This is a genomic window from Vibrio sp. S/42/10 (assembly GCF_029890535.1).
GTDB lineage: Bacteria > Pseudomonadota > Gammaproteobacteria > Enterobacterales > Vibrionaceae > Vibrio > Vibrio cyclitrophicus.
Genome location: NZ_JAKMZC010000006.1, coordinates 147,069 through 165,905 on the forward strand (window position 1 = coordinate 147,069; position 18,837 = coordinate 165,905).

General features: G+C 45.5%; 17 protein-coding genes and 1 other RNA gene. 14 read left to right on the forward strand and 4 right to left on the reverse strand.

Going from position 1 to position 18,837, the window contains the following annotated elements:
- The first annotated feature begins 66 nt into the window (after positions 1-66).
- Together sspA and sspB are read left to right on the forward strand one after the other, a co-directional pair.
- Positions 67-702 carry a stringent starvation protein SspA gene (gene sspA, locus L8S15_RS09365; RefSeq protein ID WP_010434700.1) on the forward strand — a complete coding sequence of 212 codons (636 nt, stop codon included), beginning with the start codon at positions 67-69 and terminating at the stop codon, positions 700-702.
- 5 nt (positions 703-707) lie between these two features.
- A complete protein-coding gene (gene sspB / locus L8S15_RS09370) occupies positions 708-1,205 on the forward strand; it encodes a ClpXP protease specificity-enhancing factor (RefSeq protein ID WP_010434702.1) in 498 nt (165 codons plus the stop codon).
- Positions 1,206-1,361: 156 nt separating this feature from the next.
- Here the strand turns inward: sspB and L8S15_RS09375 are convergent, their stop codons facing one another.
- Genes L8S15_RS09375 through L8S15_RS09390 form a run of 4 tightly spaced genes read right to left on the reverse strand, consistent with a single transcriptional unit; the run spans position 1,362 to position 4,782 of the window.
- Positions 1,362-1,970 (reverse strand): BON domain-containing protein, encoded by a 609-nt coding sequence (locus L8S15_RS09375; protein ID WP_010434703.1) that lies wholly within the window; start codon positions 1,968-1,970, stop codon positions 1,362-1,364.
- A gap of 16 nt (positions 1,971-1,986) precedes the next feature.
- Positions 1,987-2,577, reverse strand: a complete 591-nt coding sequence (locus tag L8S15_RS09380; protein ID WP_010434705.1) for a phosphoheptose isomerase — start codon at positions 2,575-2,577, stop codon at positions 1,987-1,989.
- A 2-nt stretch (positions 2,578-2,579) separates the two neighbouring features.
- Positions 2,580-2,978 (reverse strand): YraN family protein, encoded by a 399-nt coding sequence (locus L8S15_RS09385; RefSeq protein WP_016797226.1) that lies wholly within the window; start codon positions 2,976-2,978, stop codon positions 2,580-2,582.
- Positions 2,965-4,782, reverse strand: coding sequence for a penicillin-binding protein activator (locus L8S15_RS09390; protein ID WP_280572806.1), 1,818 nt, complete (start codon positions 4,780-4,782; stop codon positions 2,965-2,967). The genes L8S15_RS09385 and L8S15_RS09390 overlap by 14 nt, the downstream gene beginning before the upstream one ends.
- Positions 4,783-4,843: 61 nt before the next feature.
- On the opposite strand from L8S15_RS09390, the gene rsmI reads away from it, so the two are divergent.
- The 12 genes from rsmI to murC all read left to right on the forward strand — a co-directional run bounded on the left by rsmI (position 4,844) and on the right by murC (position 18,676).
- A complete protein-coding gene (gene rsmI / locus L8S15_RS09395) occupies positions 4,844-5,710 on the forward strand; it encodes a 16S rRNA (cytidine(1402)-2'-O)-methyltransferase (protein WP_010434711.1) in 867 nt (288 codons plus the stop codon).
- A 176-nt stretch (positions 5,711-5,886) separates the two neighbouring features.
- An RNA gene (rnpB, locus tag L8S15_RS09400) (RNase P RNA component class A) lies at positions 5,887-6,326 on the forward strand.
- 228 nt (positions 6,327-6,554) lie between these two features.
- On the forward strand, positions 6,555-7,505 hold the full coding sequence (gene rsmH / locus L8S15_RS09405; protein WP_010434714.1) for a 16S rRNA (cytosine(1402)-N(4))-methyltransferase RsmH: 951 nt from the start codon (positions 6,555-6,557) through the stop codon (positions 7,503-7,505).
- A gap of 3 nt (positions 7,506-7,508) precedes the next feature.
- Complete coding sequence (ftsL, locus tag L8S15_RS09410; protein WP_010434716.1) at positions 7,509-7,826, forward strand: cell division protein FtsL; 318 nt, start codon at positions 7,509-7,511, stop codon at positions 7,824-7,826.
- A complete protein-coding gene (locus tag L8S15_RS09415; RefSeq protein ID WP_010434717.1) occupies positions 7,823-9,580 on the forward strand; it encodes a peptidoglycan glycosyltransferase FtsI in 1,758 nt (585 codons plus the stop codon). Before ftsL ends, L8S15_RS09415 begins: the two co-directional genes overlap by 4 nt.
- Positions 9,581-9,598: 18 nt before the next feature.
- The gene (gene murE / locus L8S15_RS09420) at positions 9,599-11,086 is read left to right on the forward strand and encodes a UDP-N-acetylmuramoyl-L-alanyl-D-glutamate--2,6-diaminopimelate ligase (RefSeq protein WP_016789749.1); all 1,488 of its coding nucleotides are present in this window, start codon (positions 9,599-9,601) and stop codon (positions 11,084-11,086) included.
- A complete protein-coding gene (gene murF, locus L8S15_RS09425; protein WP_010434721.1) occupies positions 11,083-12,456 on the forward strand; it encodes a UDP-N-acetylmuramoyl-tripeptide--D-alanyl-D-alanine ligase in 1,374 nt (457 codons plus the stop codon). Before murE ends, murF begins: the two co-directional genes overlap by 4 nt.
- On the forward strand, positions 12,453-13,535 hold the full coding sequence (gene mraY / locus L8S15_RS09430) for a phospho-N-acetylmuramoyl-pentapeptide-transferase (protein WP_010434722.1): 1,083 nt from the start codon (positions 12,453-12,455) through the stop codon (positions 13,533-13,535). Before murF ends, mraY begins: the two co-directional genes overlap by 4 nt.
- Positions 13,536-13,592: 57 nt before the next feature.
- Positions 13,593-14,909 carry a UDP-N-acetylmuramoyl-L-alanine--D-glutamate ligase gene (gene murD, locus L8S15_RS09435; protein ID WP_016767753.1) on the forward strand — a complete coding sequence of 439 codons (1,317 nt, stop codon included), beginning with the start codon at positions 13,593-13,595 and terminating at the stop codon, positions 14,907-14,909.
- 22 nt (positions 14,910-14,931) lie between these two features.
- On the forward strand, positions 14,932-16,128 hold the full coding sequence (gene ftsW, locus L8S15_RS09440) for a cell division protein FtsW (RefSeq protein WP_010434740.1): 1,197 nt from the start codon (positions 14,932-14,934) through the stop codon (positions 16,126-16,128).
- 12 nt (positions 16,129-16,140) lie between these two features.
- Positions 16,141-17,202 (forward strand): undecaprenyldiphospho-muramoylpentapeptide beta-N-acetylglucosaminyltransferase, encoded by a 1,062-nt coding sequence (gene murG, locus L8S15_RS09445; RefSeq protein WP_016793009.1) that lies wholly within the window; start codon positions 16,141-16,143, stop codon positions 17,200-17,202.
- 13 nt (positions 17,203-17,215) lie between these two features.
- Entirely contained in the window at positions 17,216-18,676 is a 1,461-nt protein-coding gene (gene murC, locus L8S15_RS09450) for a UDP-N-acetylmuramate--L-alanine ligase (RefSeq protein ID WP_010434743.1), read from the forward strand.
- The last annotated feature ends 161 nt before the right edge of the window (positions 18,677-18,837 follow it).

Sequence of the window (18,837 nt, forward strand, 5' to 3'; positions counted from 1 at the left end):
ATGTTAATGTTCAATGGAGGCTTTTAGGCCTCCATTGTTTTTATTTAAAGTGTACTGGAGGGCTCCATGGCTGTAGCTGCCAATAAACGTTCTGTGATGACTCTTTTCTCAAGTGCTTCTGATATGTATAGCCATCAGGTGCGCATTGTTCTTGCTGAAAAAGGCGTAAGTGTTGAAGTTGAGTTGGTTGATGAAAAAAATCTACCAGCAGAGCTTGTTGAACTGAACCCGTACAAATCAGTACCTACCCTTATTGATCGTGAGCTTGCTTTATATGACTCAAAGATCATTATGGAATATCTTGATGAGCGTTTCCCTCATCCACCATTGATGCCTGTATACCCGGTTGCTCGTGGTAATAGCCGTCTAATGATGTACCGCATTGAGCGTAACTGGTATTCAGTTGCTGAGAAAATCGTTAAAGGCAACGCTGAAGAATCAGAAGCTGCTCGCGTTAAACTGCGCAATGACCTACTGACTCTTGCTCCTATCTTCGCTGAATATGAATACTTCATGAGCGAAGAGTTTAGCCTAATTGATTGTTACCTAGCTCCGCTGTTATGGCGTTTACCTGAGCTTGGTATCGAACTAATTGGTCCTGGTTCTAAAGAGCTTAAGATTTACATGAACCGCGTATTCGAACGTGATTCATTCCTAGCTTCTCTAACTGAAGCTGAGCGTGAGATGCGACTCGTTCGCTAAGCGTTATGGATATTTCTAATATGACCCCACGCCGACCATACATGCTTCGTGCATTTTATGAATGGCTGGTTGATAACGAATTAACGCCTCACTTGGTTGTTGAAGCAACATTACCCGGTGTGCGAGTTCCTGAAGAGTTTGTTCAAGATGGCCAGATCATTCTGAACATCGCGCCTCGTGCTGTTGGGCAACTTGAATTGGGTAACGAAGCAGTAACGTTTAGTGCTCGCTTTAGTGGCCGTCCACATTCTGTGATCGTTCCGCTTTACGCAGTACAAGCGATTTATGCTCGTGAAAACGGTGCTGGTACCATGTTTGAACCTGAAGAGGCATACATGGAAGCGTTTGAAGAAGGGATCGAAGAAAGTCCTTTTGAAGAACCAGAAAAAGGCCCATCTTTGAGCGTAGCAACGGCAGACGAAGACGCTGAAGAAGAGCCTGACTCAGATCCTGAGCCTCCTCGTCCTGCGAAAGGTCGCCCAAGCCTTCGCGTTATCAAATAACGTTAGTAAAATAACAACCAAATAAAAAAGCAGCGATCTATCGCTGCTTTTTCTTTTTGTGCTTTCTTATTCTGTCTTCAGTCAGTTACTGCCCAGCTTTTTGAACGGGCTACTGAGCATCTGCATTATCCAGTATTGAGCATATAGATTGATTCGTTAATTAACCGAAGTCTCTTCTTCTTCACCATATTCAAACGCTCGAATTACCTGCTTCACACCAGATATATTACGTGCAACTTCTGTTGCGATATCAGCGTGTTCTCGAGAAACCAATCCAAGCAAAAATACTTCTGAATCTTCAGTGATGACTTTTACTTTAATGCCGTTAAGCTCAGCATTGGCAAGTAGTGCAGACTTCACCTTGGTGGTAATCCAACTGTCTTTGCTAATAGCGCTAACAGATAGTGGTTCTTTAACTCGAACTTGATTGTGAATGCTCTTTACACCGGTAACATCCTTGGCTTGGTTTTCAAAAGCACGACGTTCAGAGTCTGTCATGGCTTGTCCCATCAGCACGACAGAACCTCGGTAAGAGCTGGCAGTGACACGAACATTGCCACGAAATGGTTGTTTATTGGTTATCGCCGCAACTTCAAATTCGATGTTGTTATCGTTCCAAATTTCTTTGGTGGTTCGCGTATCCGTGACTAGGTTTGCTGTGGTTGCCGCACCAGCAATGAAAATGCCAGCACAACCAGATAGGGACAGTGTAAGTAGCGAAACACTAATCAGCTTGAACAGCTTCATAGAGGTTAATGATTTCATTGTGATGCTCCGTATATCACTCTTCGTGAGCAGGGAAGAGTACTTGGTCGATTAGGTCACATAGGCAGTGTAGTGTCACCATGTGTACTTCATGAATGCGCGCTGTGCGGTGTGAAGGGATACGAATTTCAACATCGTGCTCACCAAGTAAGCCTGCCATTTCACCACCATCTTTACCAGTAAAGGCAATGATTGTCATGTCGCGTGTTACCGCAGCTTCCATCGCTTTGATGATGTTCTTGCTGTTACCGCTAGTCGAGATAGCCAGTAAGATGTCACCTGTTTGACCAAATGCTCGTACCTGCTTAGAGAAGATTTCTTCATAGTGATAGTCGTTTGCCACTGCAGTTAGCGTGGTGTTATCAGCCATGAGTGCCATCGCTGGAAGGCTAGGGCGTTCTGTTTCAAAGCGGTTGAGTAAGCATGATACAAATTGCTGAGCATTCGACGCCGAACCACCATTACCACAACAAAGAATTTTGTTTCCGTTGAGCAGGGTAGCAACCATAGCTTGAGCGGCATGCGTGATTGCGTCTGGCAGTGCTTCTGCAGCCGCAATTTGGATTTGAATACTTTCTGTAAAACTTTCTTTAATGCTGTCTAGCATGTTTATCCTTGGGTAATTGCGTTTTGAATCCAGTCGATATGTTCATTCGGCCCTTCAATGGCAACAATATCAAACCTGAAATCCGTAGAATGCACTGACAAGCCTTGCTGCATAAGCCAAACATTGGCTGTTTTGAGCAGCTTGTGTGACTTCTTTGCTGTTACCATTTCAGCGGCATGTCCGTAACGGGTTTGCTTACGGTATTTTACTTCGACAAACACTACGGTATTGTTATGGCGCATTATAAGATCAATCTCGCCACATTTAGCTATGAAGTTTTGTTGAATTAACGATAAACCGTGGCCAATTAAATAATTCTTCGCCACGGTCTCGTATTTATCACCCACTTGTTTGTGGGTGACGGTTGCTTTGGACAAAAACGTACGGCTAAAAAGCCCCATGCTCTGCCCAGCTGATTTCGCGTTGTACGACACAATTATTATCGATGGTTAACACACCGGTTTCACCCGGAATACTGTAACCTTGTACAGCTTTCATCTGTGGCAGTGCATCCATTAGGTAATAAGCATCCATTCCCAGAGCTTGCAAACGTTTTTGGCCGTTTGAATGTGCAGGCCATAAGTCGTTTAGCTCTTTGTTGAGCTCGTTCTTGTTCTCAACTAACAGTGGGATATCGCTGTAGAAAACACCGGTTAGGTCTTCATACTGTTTATCACCGCTGTTGCTGCGTGAATTTGAGAACAGTGCTGGTTGACTAGCATCTGGATTAATTGCGACTTCAATGAACGGTTTGATTAGCGTTAGCTCCGAGTTCTTAGCCACAATGTAGACAGAATCGATATCACGGCGACTGCGTGGTTCTGTTTCTAGGTCTAGGTTCAGTAACCCGTCCATTTGAGCGATACGCTGCTGGCTTTCTTGTAATCCGAAGACTTGGTTTACCGTGCGCTGCAGCTGACGTTTATCAGCGAAAAAACTCATCGCGACGTCGTTGCTACTGTATTTTTTCCACTCTTCCTTAAAAGCTTGCTCAACTCGATTACCCAAACGTCCTTTTGGCGCAAGGATTAGCGGGTACTTGTAACCTTGAGCAAAAAGGTGTTTCGCGGCCTGAGCGACTTCTTGTTCAGGTGATAGAGCGAGATAGCAAATATTGGTATCAGGTTCTAGTTGCGTTGGAATGTTCAGAGCTAAAGCTGGAATCGAGTTATCGTGGTTTTTCTGTGCTTGCTGAAGCTTAGTGATGTTGCTCTTAATCAGCGGGCCAACGATGAAATCAACGTTGTTCTCTTCCAATGTCGCTTTGATTTCAGCAGCACTTTGCACGTTGGTATCCATAACGGTCAGTGTTGCATCTTCTTCGCGTTCTTTGTCGTTCATCATCGCAAAGATGAAGCCATCACGTACCAGTTGTGCTTGCTTACCATACTTACCCGTTAGCGGCAGCAACAGTGCTGTGCTAGTTGGCTTGCTGATCTCTAGTGCTAAAATATCGGTGATCGCTTGAGGTGTGTAAGTAGCCGCAGGGTGCTGAGGATTCTCGGCTAACCAATCAGATAGAGTTTCCTGTAGGTTTGGAAGGTTCGAGTTGAGCGTCTTCATGTAGATAGCCAGTTGTAACCAACCTGAAAGCACATCTTCTGTCGGCGATGTTTTCAGTTCTAGAATCTTGTATTGAGAGTAGCTATTCAGATTCTGCCAAATACGGTCGGCAGTTTGCTGTTGAAGCTCGTCGTCAGTGTCTAGGTACTCTGAATAGAGCACTAACTCACGGCTTGCCTCGAAATACTCACTTTTCATCTCTGAGATGTTCGCGCGTAGCTCGTGATAATCTTTCCACTGTTCGTCAGGTAGCTTCCACCAAGGCTGAAAGTTCAGTTGGCTATAAGCTTGATCAGGCTGTGAGTTATTCACTAGCAGCTGAGCGCGAGCTAATTGCCATTCCGCTTGTTGAACTTCACTTAGTTCTTGTTTTGCTAAGCGTTTGATAAGCAGTGTTGCTTGATCGGTTTTTCCAGCTTGCACAGAAGATTTAAGCGCCATGATTAACCAGTCGTTTTGTAGACTTCCTTGACTACTATCCGCCTGCATCATGTAACTTTCAGTTGATTGCGCTGGATCTAGTGTAATATCAACGCTCGTTGGTGCTTGAGGACCTGAAGAACAAGCCGCCAATGTAATTGCTAATGCAATTGGAGTTAGTAAGCGTGGTACACTGAGTCTCTTATGGTTCATCGTTGCCATGAGTTCTTTAAATTCCGTATAAATTTGTATCTATATTAATCGTTGAAGTGATGGTAAACAAATGACAGATAACAAAACCTTGCTCACAGAGAGCCCAACTCTCTACATTGTGCCAACCCCAATCGGAAATTTGGGAGATATCACTCAAAGAGCAATTGAAATTTTATCAAGTGTCGATGTTATTGCAGCCGAAGACACACGCCACACGGGTAAGCTGCTTGCTCACTTCAATATATCAACCAGAACGTTCGCTTTACATGATCATAATGAACAAACTAAAGCACAAGTTCTAGTCGAAAGGTTATTAGAAGGTCAGTCTATCGCATTAGTCTCTGATGCGGGTACTCCTTTAATCAGTGACCCAGGTTACCATCTTGTCTCACAATGTCGTCAAGCGGGTGTGAGAGTTGTGCCACTTCCTGGTGCTTGTGCAGTGATTACTGCGTTAAGTGCTTCTGGTCTACCGTCGGATCGCTTCAGCTTTGAAGGCTTCTTGCCACCAAAGAGTAAGGGTCGCAAAGATAAGTTCTTAGAGATCGCAAAAGCCGAACGCACGTGTATCTTCTATGAATCACCGCACCGTATTACGGATTCTCTGCAGGATATGCTAGATATTCTAGGACCTGACCGTGAAGTTGTATTGGCGCGTGAGCTAACCAAAACCTTCGAAACCATCCAAGGGCTGCCACTTGGTGAGCTGATTGAGTGGATTGAAGAAGACGCTAACCGCAAACGTGGTGAGATGGTGCTGCTGATTCATGGTCACCGTGAAGAAGCGACCACAGAATTACCAGACGAAGCGACTCGCACGCTAGGTATTCTAACCAAAGAGCTACCCCTTAAAAAAGCGGCGGCGATGACGGCAGAAATCTACAATCTGAAAAAGAACGCTTTATATAAATGGGGCCTAGAGTATCTAGACAACTAGATACCTCTTTAAAGAGTAGCTAACCTGTATTGAAAAGCTTGTGAGGAATGATGGTATTGCCGTCATTCCTCTTTTTTTGTCTGGATTGTGTGAAATTCACGCAGTTGCTTAGAGGTTTGCACCATATTTGTGATCTCGCTAGACACTGCACACGAATCTCTATACAATCCGCCTTCGGAGTTGAACGGGTAATCGCTGCTTTGCTGATGTCCTTCGGGAGACTGACGTTGAGGTCCTTCGGGAAACTGACGTTGAAGTCCTTCGGGAGACTGGTAGAGGGGAGGAACGTCCGGGCTCCATAGAGCAGGGTGCCAGATAACGTCTGGGGGGCGCGAGCCCACGACAAGTGCAGCAGAGAGAAGACCGCCGATGGCCTCATTTCTTCGGAAGAGGCACAGGTAAGGCTGAAAGGGTGCGGTAAGAGCGCACCGTGCGACTGGCAACAGTTCGTAGCAAGGTAAACTCCACCCGGAGCAAGATCAAATAGGCCCTCGCATTGCGCTGCTCGCGTATGGGGGCGGGTAGATTGCTTGAGCCTGTGAGCGATTGCAGGCCTAGACGAATGGTTACCACCGCGCAAGCGGAACAGAACCCGGCGTATGTGTCAACTCCACCTATATAAAGAACCCATCATTACTTAACCGTAGTGATGGGTTTTTTGCTTTATATTGACGTAAATTATTTAGATTTCCTTAAAATCTTTCACCCTGATATAAGCTTGGGTCAAAAATTCCAAATGCCTATACACAATATGGTGGAGATACAGCGTGAAATCAGTACACTAAAACGTTAATAGAACAAATTATTGCCGAACTAATGGCTCAATCCACTCACTGAGAAGACTATGACAGAAGCATTCAAACATATTTCAGTATTGCTTAACGAATCTATTGACGGACTTGCGATCAAACCTGACGGTACCTACATCGATGGTACTTTTGGCCGTGGTGGGCACAGCCGTACAATCCTGTCTAAACTGGGCGAGAATGGAAGACTCTTTAGTATCGACCGCGATCCACAAGCAATTGCTGAAGCTCAGAAGATTGATGACCCCCGTTTTACGATTATTCACGGCCCATTCTCAGGTATGGCTGAATATGCAGAGCGTTATGACTTAGTGGGTAAAGTGGATGGTGTTTTACTGGATTTAGGTGTGTCTTCACCACAGCTAGATGATGCTGAACGTGGCTTTAGCTTCATGAAAGACGGCCCGCTAGACATGCGTATGGATCCAACGACGGGTATTCCGGTTTCTCAGTGGCTAGTTGATGCGGATCTTGATGACATCACATGGGTTATCCGTGAGTTCGGTGAAGATAAACACGCTCGTCGTATCGCGAAGGGCATCATTGCTTATCAAGAGAACGAAGAGAACGAACCGTTAACACGTACTGGCCAATTGGCTAAGCTTATCTCTGATGTCGCTCCAAAGAACTTTAAAGAGAAAAAGCACCCAGCGACACGAGCTTTCCAAGCATTTCGTATCTACATTAATAGTGAACTTGAAGAGATCGATACCGCACTGAAAGGCGCTGCAAGTATTCTTGCTCCCCAAGGTCGTATCTCTGTTATCAGTTTTCACTCTCTTGAAGACCGTATGGTGAAGCGCTTCATCCGTAAAGAGAGTCAAGGCCCTCAGGTACCTCATGGTTTACCATTAACAGAAGATCAAATTAAAGCTTTAGGCAGTGCCGATCTAAAACCAATTGGTAAAGCGATCAAGCCTTCTAAAGGTGAAGTGGATGAAAATACTCGTTCACGCAGCTCAGTACTACGAATCGCAGAAAAGCTGTAGTCAATGAAGACCTCCAAGCCTAACTTAGCCAAGATAATATTTTTTGATTTGATCTCCGTGGGTAAGGTCCCATTGGTGATTCTTATCTGTATCTTTGCGAGTGCGATGGGGGTCGTTCTTACGACACATATGTCACGTCAGGCGATTACGCAAAAAGACATGGCATTAGTCGAACGAGAGCAGCTAGATGATGAGTGGCGAAATTTAATGCTTGAAGAGACAGCTTTGGCTGAACACAGTCGCGTTCAAGCATCGGCAAAACGAGAGTTAGACATGAAACGTCCAGACTCTGATAAAGAAGTTGTGATCACACTGAAATGACCGGTAAAAAGGAAAAATCACCCGCGAAAACCGTTAATAAATCAACGAAAAAGCGTGTGAAGAGCGAAAAGGATTCGGATCCAGTTCTGATAAAATGGCGTTTTAACGTCGTTATTGCTTTCGTGTTTCTTGCCTTTGCTGCACTTGTTGGTCGTGTGGCTTATATACAAATCATTGAACCAGATAACTTAATTCGTCAGGGCGACCTTCGTTCGGTGCGTGTTAAGGCTATTCCTTCTGCTCGTGGCATTATTTCTGATCGCAATGGTGAGCCACTTGCTGTCAGTGTTCCTGTTGAAGCGGTATGGGCTGACCCGAAAACCATTTTCGATAAAAATGGTATGGCTCAAATTGATCGTTGGTATGCGTTAGCTGATGTACTTGGCCTAGAACGACAACCGATGATCGATAAGATCTCTAGTAACAAATCCCGCCGATTTATTTATCTTCAGAGACAAGTTAGCCCTGCGATGGCTAAATATATCCGCGATCTTAAACTCGTGGGTGTGGGGCTTAAAGCTGAATCTCGTCGTTACTACCCTGCAGGTGAAATCAGTGCTCATCTTATTGGTGTAACCGGTATCGATGGTCATGGTCTTGAAGGTGTAGAACGCAGTTATGATCAGTGGCTCACTGGTGAAGCGGGTAAACGTACCATTCGTAAAGATCGCTATGGACGCGTTGTCGAAAATATTGCCTTAGAAGAGCGTGAAGAAGGCAAGCCATTAGAATTAACCATCGACCAACGATTACAAGCCATTGCTTATCGAGCGATCAAGCAAGCGGTGGCCGATCATAAGGCGACTTCAGGCTCTGCGGTACTGCTCGATGTAAAAACAGGTGCCGTGTTAGCCATGGTCAATGCGCCATCTTACAACCCGAATAACCGTGCTGACCTACAAAGCTTTAAGATGCGAAACCGCGTATTAACCGACGCCATGGAACCTGGATCTACCGTGAAACCTTTTGTGGTTTTAGCGGCGCTAGAGAACGGCACCGCAGACCCAGATGTCGTTATTGATACTGGCAACGGTATTATGCAGATCGGTGGTAGTCGTGTGCGAGATTCGTCTAAAGTGGGTAAGGCTGACTTAGCGTTGATCCTCAAAAAGTCGAGTAACATAGGTGTTGCGAAATTAGCGCTTAATATGCCACTCGAAGCCTTGCTTGGTATGTACAGCTCGGTTGGTCTAGGTGAGATGTCTGGGCTGAATTTGGTTGGTGAAACGAGCGGTATTTTCCCGAATCGCCGTCGCTGGTCAAAGTTTGAGATTGCGACCTTAGCGTTTGGTTATGGTTTGTCTGTTACACCGATGCAGTTAGCACATGCTTATGCGACGCTAGCCAACAAAGGCTTATATGAGCCAATTCATATTATTAAGAGCAACGACCAAGATTTTTCTAAGCAGATTATCAAGCGAGAAAACGCTGAACTGGTTTTGAACATGCTCGAAGGGGTGACTCAAAAAGGTGGAACGGCGACAAGAGCCGCCGTTCCGGGTTACCGCGTTGCAGCCAAAACGGGTACATCTCGTAAGGCAGAGGCTGGCGGATACAGTGATGAATACATTGCGATCACTGCAGGCTTTGCCCCAGTAAGTGACCCAAGAGTTGCGTTGGTTGTTGTAGTCAATGAGCCTCAAGGTGACCTTTACTATGGTGGCTCAGTCGCAGCCCCTGTATTTTCTGAGATCATGAAGGGTGCACTACAAATCATGAATGTCCCGGCTGATGAAAATAAGTTTCAAGAATAGAGTTAATCAGGATTCAATATGAGTAATAGCCTCACGCTGTCATCTTTACTTTCTCCTTGGGGGGACTTTGATTCAACAGAACTAGAGTCGATTGCTGTTGAGCAATTGGAGTTGGATAGTCGTGCCATCAAGAAAGGTGATATTTTCGTCGCCATTGTTGGACATGCCGTTGATGGTCGCCGTTTTATCGACAAAGCGGTCGCTCAAGGAGCTAAAGCCGTCATTGCACAGGCTGGTGATGACAAAGCTCATGGCTTGGTTGAGTGGTTAAATGCAGTTCCTGTTGTTTATGTAGCGGAGCTAAATTCAATTCTCTCTGAACTGGCTGGTCGAGTTTATTCTTCTCAAGCGACCAAACTGATTGGTGTTACTGGCACCAATGGCAAAACCACCATCACTCAATTGATTGCTCAATGGCTTGATCTCGTTGGTCAACGCTCTGCGGTAATGGGCACCACAGGTAATGGTTTCCTAGATAATCTAAAAACAGCGGCTAACACCACAGGCAGCGCGATTGAAATACAGCGCACGCTGAGTGAGTTGGCTGAAGAAAAAGCCGTTTATACTGCGATGGAGATCTCTTCTCATGGTTTGGTGCAAGGTCGAGTAAAGGCTTTGGACTTTGAAGTTGGTGTCTTTACTAACTTGAGTCGTGATCATCTTGATTACCATGGCACCATGGAAGAGTACGCTCTGGCGAAGAAGAGCTTGTTTACTCAACACAAATGCAAGCATGCCGTCATTAATGTGGATGACGAAGTGGGTAAGGCTTGGATGATAGATTTATCCAAGGCCATTGCTGTTTCACTATCACCGCTAGCGGGTTATCAACAATCGGTATGGGCGTCTGATGTCGCTTATGCAGAAACTGGTATTCAGATGTCTTTCGATGGTAACTGGGGACAAGGCGATCTTTCGGTTCCTTTAATTGGTCAGTTTAACGCATCAAATGTATTGGTTGCTTTCGCGACTCTGCTTTCATTGGGCATCGATAAGAAAATATTAGTCGATACTGCACCTCAGCTTCAGCCTGTTATTGGTCGTATGGAACTGTTCCAAGTGCCGAGCAAAGCTAAAGTAGTTGTTGATTACGCTCATACACCAGACGCGTTAGAGAAAGCTCTGGCAGCATTGCGCGTGCACTGCTCGGGAAAATTGTGGGCTATCTTTGGTTGCGGTGGAGATCGTGACACAGGGAAACGCCCGATGATGGCAGCGACCGCAGAGCAGTTTGCCGATAAAATTATTATTTCAGATGACAACCCTCGCAGCGAAGATCCGGTTTTGATTGTCAAAGATATGCTTGCTGGTTTAAGTGAGCCGGAATCGGCGTTCGTCGAGCACGATCGCTACCAAGCGGTTAAGTTTGCACTTGAGCAGGCAGACAGCAATGACATTATTCTTTTGGCTGGTAAAGGCCATGAGGATTACCAAGTATTGAAAGACAATACGGTACATTACTCAGACCGAGAGTCTGCGCTTCAACTTTTAGGTATTTCATCATGATTGATGTATCACTCGAACAAATTTGTTCAGCAGTCAGCGGCGAGTTGATTGAGGCTGTCAACTCCAGTCATAACGTAATTAATGCCGTTTCTACGGATACTCGCACCGTTGAAGAGGGCGCATTGTTTGTTGCTCTCGTCGGAGAACGTTTTGATGCGCATGACTTTTGTCATCAAGCCGTTGAGGCGAATGCGAGTGCGTTGTTAGTCGAACGAAAACTTGACTTAAATATTACTCAAGTTGTTGTTGAAGACACTAAACTTGCTTTAGGTCAGTTAAGTGCTTGGATCCATAAACAATGTGACGTGCCAACCATGGCGATTACTGGCAGTTGTGGCAAGACGACCGTCAAAGAGATGGTGGCGAGCATTCTGCAACAACGTGGCAAGGTGCTGTTTACGGCAGGTAACTTCAATAATGATATTGGTGTGCCTTTGACTTTGCTACGTAGTGAACCAAGCGATGACTATGCGGTGATCGAATTAGGCGCTAACCATATCGGTGAAATCGCCTACACTACCCAGCTTGTGAAACCACAGGTTGCCTTGGTAAATAATGTGGCAGCGGCGCACCTAGAAGGATTTGGCTCAATTGATGGTGTGAAGCAAGCAAAAGGTGAAATTTTTCAGGGGCTTGCAGCTGGTGACACTGCTATTGTTAGTTTAGAGAGTAACGGTGGCGAATTTTGGAGTGAAGTTCTCGCAGATAAAGCGGTTCTGACCTTTTCAGAAAGTGATGATACAGCGGATTACTTTGCCAAAAATATTCGTATCAACGAGCAAGGTGAAGCGTGCTTTGATATGCAGACACCAAAAGGTTCTGTGCCCGTTGAACTTGGCATTATCGGCCAGCATAACGTAGCGAATGCCTTAGCAGCAGCAGCGTTGAGCATTCAGTTTGGCGCAACGCTCGATGAAATAAAAAATGGTTTAGCGAATCTTATCTCAGTCAAAGGACGAGTTGAGGTTCAACAATTAAGTCAGAATATCAAGCTGATAGATGACAGTTATAACGCCAGCGTGCCTGCAATGAAGGCGGCAGCTAAATTGCTATCGAGCTTCAAAGGTCAACGTTGGTTGATTTTAGGCAATATGGCTGAATTAGGCGACGAAAGCCTTGCACTTCACCGTCAAGTCGGTGAATATGCTGCCCCATTCGCTTTTGAGCATGTACTCACTTACGGTAATGATACTAAGGTGATTAGTGAGGTCTGTAATGGTACTCACTTTGCAACGCATCAAGCGATGATCGCGCACATAGAGCAGCACTTATGCTTGCCAGAAAACGCGTCACATACCTTGTTGGTAAAAGGCGCAAACAGTGCAGGAATGAGTAAAATAGCCGCTGCTTTAAAGGAGAACTTTTCATGATAATTTGGCTTGCAGAGCTACTACAGCCACACTTTTCTTTTTTCCGTTTGTTCGAATACCTATCGTTTCGTGCAATCGCGAGTATTTTGACGGCATTATGTCTGTCACTGTGGATGGGACCTCGTTTAATTGAGCGTCTGCAAATGCTACAAATTGGCCAAGTTGTTCGTAATGACGGCCCTGAGTCTCACTTCAGTAAGCGTGGTACACCAACCATGGGTGGCGTGATGATCCTAGCTGCGATCATTATTACGGTATTAGTGTGGGCTGACCTTTCTAACCCTTACGTTTGGGCGGTATTGGTTGTTCTTGGCGGTTACGGTGCGGTTGGCTTTGTTGACGACTACCGTAAAGTCGTTCGTAAAAATACAGACGGCTTGATTGCTCGTTGGAAGTACTTCTGGCAATCGGCGATTGCATTGGTTGTCGCATTCGCTCTATACGCTCATGGTCACGATACTGCGGCAACACAATTGGTTGTTCCTTTCTTCAAAGATGTGATGCCACAGTTAGGCTTGTTCTACATAGTGCTGACGTACTTTGTTATTGTGGGTACCAGTAATGCGGTAAACCTAACGGACGGCCTAGACGGTTTGGCCATTATGCCAACGGTGATGGTTGCGGCTGGCTTTGCTGTGATTGCTTGGGCGACAGGTAACGTTAACTTCGCCGCGTACCTACACATTCCATACATCCCATACACCTCTGAGCTGGTTGTTGTATGTACTGCTATCGTGGGTGCAGGTCTCGGCTTTCTATGGTTTAACACCTACCCAGCACAAGTATTCATGGGCGATGTTGGTTCTCTAGCGCTTGGTGGTGCATTGGGTGTGATTGCTGTGTTAGTTCGCCAAGAATTGGTACTGGTTATCATGGGCGGTGTGTTTGTAATGGAGACCTTGTCAGTGATTCTGCAGGTAGGCTCTTACAAATTGCGTGGTCAGCGTATTTTCCGCATGGCACCGATTCATCACCACTACGAACTTAAAGGTTGGCCGGAGCCGCGTGTAATCGTGCGTTTTTGGATCATCTCAATGGTATTAGTATTGGTTGGTCTAGCGACACTGAAAGTTCGTTAATCCTATGTGAGCCTCAGATTAGAGGCTCTTTAAAACTATTAAGAGCATCTTGTTTAAATGGAACGTTGGCAAAATATTCAAAATGTAGTGGTTGTGGGGCTCGGTATTACCGGGCTCTCTGTCGTTAAACATCTCGTAAAATATCAACCTCACACACATGTGAAGGTGATTGATACTCGCGAGCTACCACCGGGCAGAGAATCTTTGCCTGAATCTGTGGAACTGCATTCTGGAAGTTGGAATAGCCAATGGTTAGCGGGAGCGGATTTAGTCGTTGCTAACCCGGGTATCGCCTTAGCGACCCCGGAAATACAAGATGTTATTCAAGCGGGTGTTCCGGTTGTTGGTGATATTGAACTGTTTGGCTGGGCGGTAAATAAACCCGTTGTGGCAATAACAGGTTCAAACGGCAAGAGCACGGTGACTGATCTTACAGGTGTACTGGCGAAAGCCGCAGGTCTCAATGTTGGTGTTGGTGGTAACATCGGTATTCCTGCCTTAGATCTTTTAGAGCTTGATGCCGACTTATATGTCCTTGAGCTTTCAAGCTTTCAGCTAGAGACAACATCCAGTTTAAACCTTGCAGCGGCGGCCTTTTTGAACTTGTCAGAAGATCATATGGATCGCTATCAAGGCATGGCCGATTACCGTGACGCCAAATTAAGAATTTTTTACAACGCTCAGTACGCGATTGTAAACCGCGAAGACAAAGAGACTTATCCTGACAACAGTATGCCATTAGTGACATTCGGACTCGACGACCAAGAGTTTGGTGTGGCGACGATTGATGGTACTGAATGGTTGGTGGATAGCAGCAAGCCAGTACTTCCTACTCAAGATTTAACATTGGTTGGACGTCACAATGTGGCAAATGCGCTAGTCTCGCTAGCACTGCTTAAACAAGTCGGTATTGATTACAGCAAAAGCCTTGAAGCTCTGAAGACCTACAACGGTTTAACGCATCGTTGCCAAGTGGTAGCTGATAAGCGTTCTATCAAGTGGGTTAACGACTCGAAAGCGACCAACGTAGCCAGTACATTGGCGGCTTTGTCGGGGCTAGAGTGCCAAGGTACTTTGTATCTTTTGGTTGGTGGTGTAGGTAAAGGTGCTGACTTTAGTGAGCTCAAGCCTGTGTTGGCGCAACTGGAGCGTGTTCAGCTGTGTTGCTTCGGTGAAGATGCAGCGCAATTTATGTCGTTGCATCAATCGGCTAAGACGTTTGAAACCATGAGTGACATTATCGAAAGCATCTCAACGCAGTTGGTGCCCGGTGATATGGTGATGCTGTCTCCAGCGTGTGCAAGCTTTGATCAATTTAATAACTTCATGGCGAGAGGTGATGCTTTCACTGAACTCGCTCATGAATACGCCTAACGTGTTGAAGGACTGACATTCAGTGCAAAGAGTGAAAGAGATCAATCAATCTATTTGGCAATGGCTTAATCGTGCCACACCAGAGGCGCTTTACGACCGTCAATTAGTATGGATTGCTCTTGGACTGATGCTGACAGGCTTGGTGATGGTAACGTCGGCTTCGTTTCCTATCAGTGCTCGTTTAACCGATCAGCCATTTCACTTTATGTTTCGCCACGCCATTTTCCTTGTGTTGGCGCTAGGTGTATCCAGCGTAATATTGCAGATCCCAATGAAGCGATGGTTTCAATACAGTATGTATCTGTTGGGTTTGTCCTTCTTTTTGCTAGTGGTGGTGCTGGCCGTTGGTAAGTCGGTTAATGGTGCATCACGCTGGATTCCACTTGGACTGTTTAACTTACAACCCGCAGAAGTCGCTAAGTTATCGCTGTTTATCTTTATGGCGGGCTATCTGGTTCGTAAACAAGACGAGGTCAGAAAAACGTTTTTCGGCGGTTTCGGTAAGCCAATCATGGTGTTTGGTGCCTTTGCTGTTTTGCTTCTCGGCCAGCCCGATTTAGGTACGGTTGTTGTAATGTTGGTGACCTTGTTTGGCATGCTGTTTATTGCAGGTGCTAAGCTTTCACAGTTTATTGCCTTGATGGTGGCGGGCATTGCCGCGGTCGTTGGATTAATTGTTATAGAACCCTATCGTGTTCGACGTGTGACCTCATTCTGGGAACCTTGGAATGACCCGTTCGGCAGTGGCTACCAATTAACTCAATCACTAATGGCATTTGGTCGTGGTGATTGGATGGGACAAGGTCTTGGTAATTCGGTTCAGAAGTTAGAGTATTTGCCTGAAGCACATACCGATTTTGTGTTTGCTGTATTGGCAGAAGAGTTAGGCTTTGTTGGTGTAACTCTCGTGCTGATTCTGATCTTTAGTTTGGTACTGAAAGCGATTTTAATTGGTAAGAAAGCATTCGAGAACGACCAGTTATTCAGCGGTTATCTTGCTTTTGGTATTGGTATTTGGTTTGCATTTCAGACGCTTGTTAACGTAGGTGCCGCTTCAGGTATCGTTCCAACCAAAGGTCTAACATTGCCATTGATCAGCTACGGTGGTTCAAGTCTTATCGTCATGTCAGTCGCGGTTTCAATGCTATTGCGCATTGATCACGAATGTCGAATACAACAAGAAGAACAAGCCGACAATCAAAACGAATTAGTAGAATAAGAATCCAACGTTATGAAACAAAACAAAAAACTTTTAGTGATGGCTGGTGGTACTGGTGGTCACGTTTTCCCTGGCTTAGCCGTGGCTAAAAAGCTTCAGCAACAAGGTTGGGAAATTCGCTGGTTAGGAACCGCGGATAGAATGGAAGCGGACTTAGTGCCAAAACATGGTATTGAGATCGACTTTATCAAAGTGAAAGGCCTGCGTGGTCAAGGCATTAGCAAGTTAATTAAAGCGCCATTCCAGATTATTAATGCCATACTTCAAGCAAGACATCACATCAAAGCATGGCAGCCAGATGTAGTGCTTGGAATGGGGGGGTACGTGAGTGGCCCCGGTGGTATCGCGGCATGGTTATCCGGTATTCCAGTAGTTCTGCATGAACAAAATGCAGTGGCGGGTTTAACTAATCAATGGCTATCTAAAATTGCCAAAAAAGTATTCCAAGCTTTCCCAGGTGCTTTCCCTACTGCTGATGTAGTGGGTAATCCAGTACGTGAAGATGTGGTTGCCTTAGCTGAACCCGAGCAACGCATGGCAGAGCGCGACGGTGATATTCGTATCCTAGTGATGGGCGGCAGTCAGGGCGCTAAAATTCTGAACGATACCTTGCCAGTGACCATGGCCCAGCTTGGTGAAGGTTTTACTGTGGTGCATCAAGCCGGTAAGAACAATCAACAGCAAGTGATTGAACAATACAAATCACACTCTGTAGATAATGTTCAAGTAACTGAATTTATTGATGATGTGGCGCAAGCTTATGAATGGGCAGATCTATTAGTTTGTCGTTCAGGTGCATTAACCGTATCTGAAGTGTCAGCTGCTGGTGTTGGTTCTATCTTTGTTCCGTTCATGCACAAAGACAGGCAGCAAGCGTTGAATGCCGACCATTTAGTTGAATGTGGCGCAGCATTAATGATTGAACAGCCACAACTGACGGCTGATAAGCTAGCGAACGCTATCGCTCAGCTTGATAGAAATGAATTAAAAATGATGGCAACAAAAGCTCGTCAAGCAGCCAAGCTTGATGCTGATGTGACCGTCGCTGAAGCAATTAAAGCTTTAGCAAAATAACGAGACTGAATTGATGACGATTGAACATACCCAAGACTTAGCGCAAATCCGTGCAATGGTGCCAGAAATGCGCCGTGTTAAATCTATCCACTTCATTGGTATTGGTGGTGCTGGAATGAGCGGGATTGCTGAAGTCTTACTAAATGAAGGCTATCAGATCACGGGTTCTGATATTGCTCAAAACCCAGTGACTGATCGTTTAGTTAGCAAGGGGGCGACAGTTTACATTGGCCACCAAGCAAGTAACGTTGCTGATGCAAGTGTAGTGGTGGTTTCAACCGCTATCAACGAAGAAAATCCAGAGATTGTTGCTGCTCGTGAAGCGCGTACACCGATTGTTCGTCGTGCGGAAATGCTGGCTGAGCTGATGCGTTTTCGTCACGGTATTGCCGTGGCTGGTACGCACGGTAAAACAACGACCACAGCGCTAGTTACACAGATTTACTCGGAAGCAGGCCTCGATCCCACTTTCGTAAACGGTGGTTTGGTGAAAAGTGCAGGCACTAATGCTCGCTTAGGTTCAAGTCGTATCCTTATCGCTGAAGCTGATGAAAGTGATGCGTCATTTCTGCATCTGCAACCAATGGTTAGTATTGTGACTAACATTGAAGCGGATCATATGGATACCTATGGCGGTGATTTTGAAACGTTAAAGCAGACGTTTATTGATTTCTTACACAACCTGCCATTCTATGGTCAGGCTGTGATGTGTGTTGACGATCCTGTTGTACGTGAGCTTATTCCTCAGGTGAGTCGCCAAGTGATTACTTACGGTTTCTCAGAAGATGCTGATATCCGTATTGAAAATTACGTACAAGAAGGGCAACAAGGCAAGTTCACTGTGGTACGTGAAGGCAAAGCTAACCTTGATATTACATTGAACATTCCGGGCCGTCATAATGCGTTAAATGCATCAGCTGCAATTGCGGTTGCGACTGAAGATGACATCAGTGATGAAGCAATTCTAAAAGCGATGGCAGGAACGGAAGGCACAGGCCGTCGTTTCGATCACTTAGGTGAGTACGAAACCGGTAAAGGCGTTGCAATGTTGGTTGATGATTATGGTCATCACCCAACTGAAGTGGATGTTACTATCCAAGCTGCACGCAGCGGCTGGACTGACAAACGTCTTGTGATGATCTTCCAACCTCACCGTTATAGCCGTACTCGCGATCTGTATGATGACTTTGCTAACGTTCTTGAGCAGGTTGATGTTCTAATTTTATTAGATGTGTACTCGGCAGGTGAGAAACCTATTGCAGGTGCGGACGGGCGTTCGTTAAGTCGAACTATTCGTGGTCGTGGTAAGATAGATCCAATCTTTGTTGCTGATATCAACGCGCTGCCGTCGGCTCTTGCTAACGTAATTCAAGGTGGTGATCTTGTTTTAACGCAGGGTGCAGGTGATGTTGGCCGTGTAGCGAAGCAGCTTGAATCGTTACAATTAGACATTAATAAAATGCAGAACGCGTAACAGAATACCGTCTACAGACTGTGGTTGATCGCTCACTTCTTGCGATTGACCTAAAATTGACCAAAAATCTTATTATCAACGTTTGATAGTTTGATTTTGCTCAGTATAATTCATAGGTTAAAGTAAGTGCTTTTACCTCTATTACGAAGATAGGGAATAGA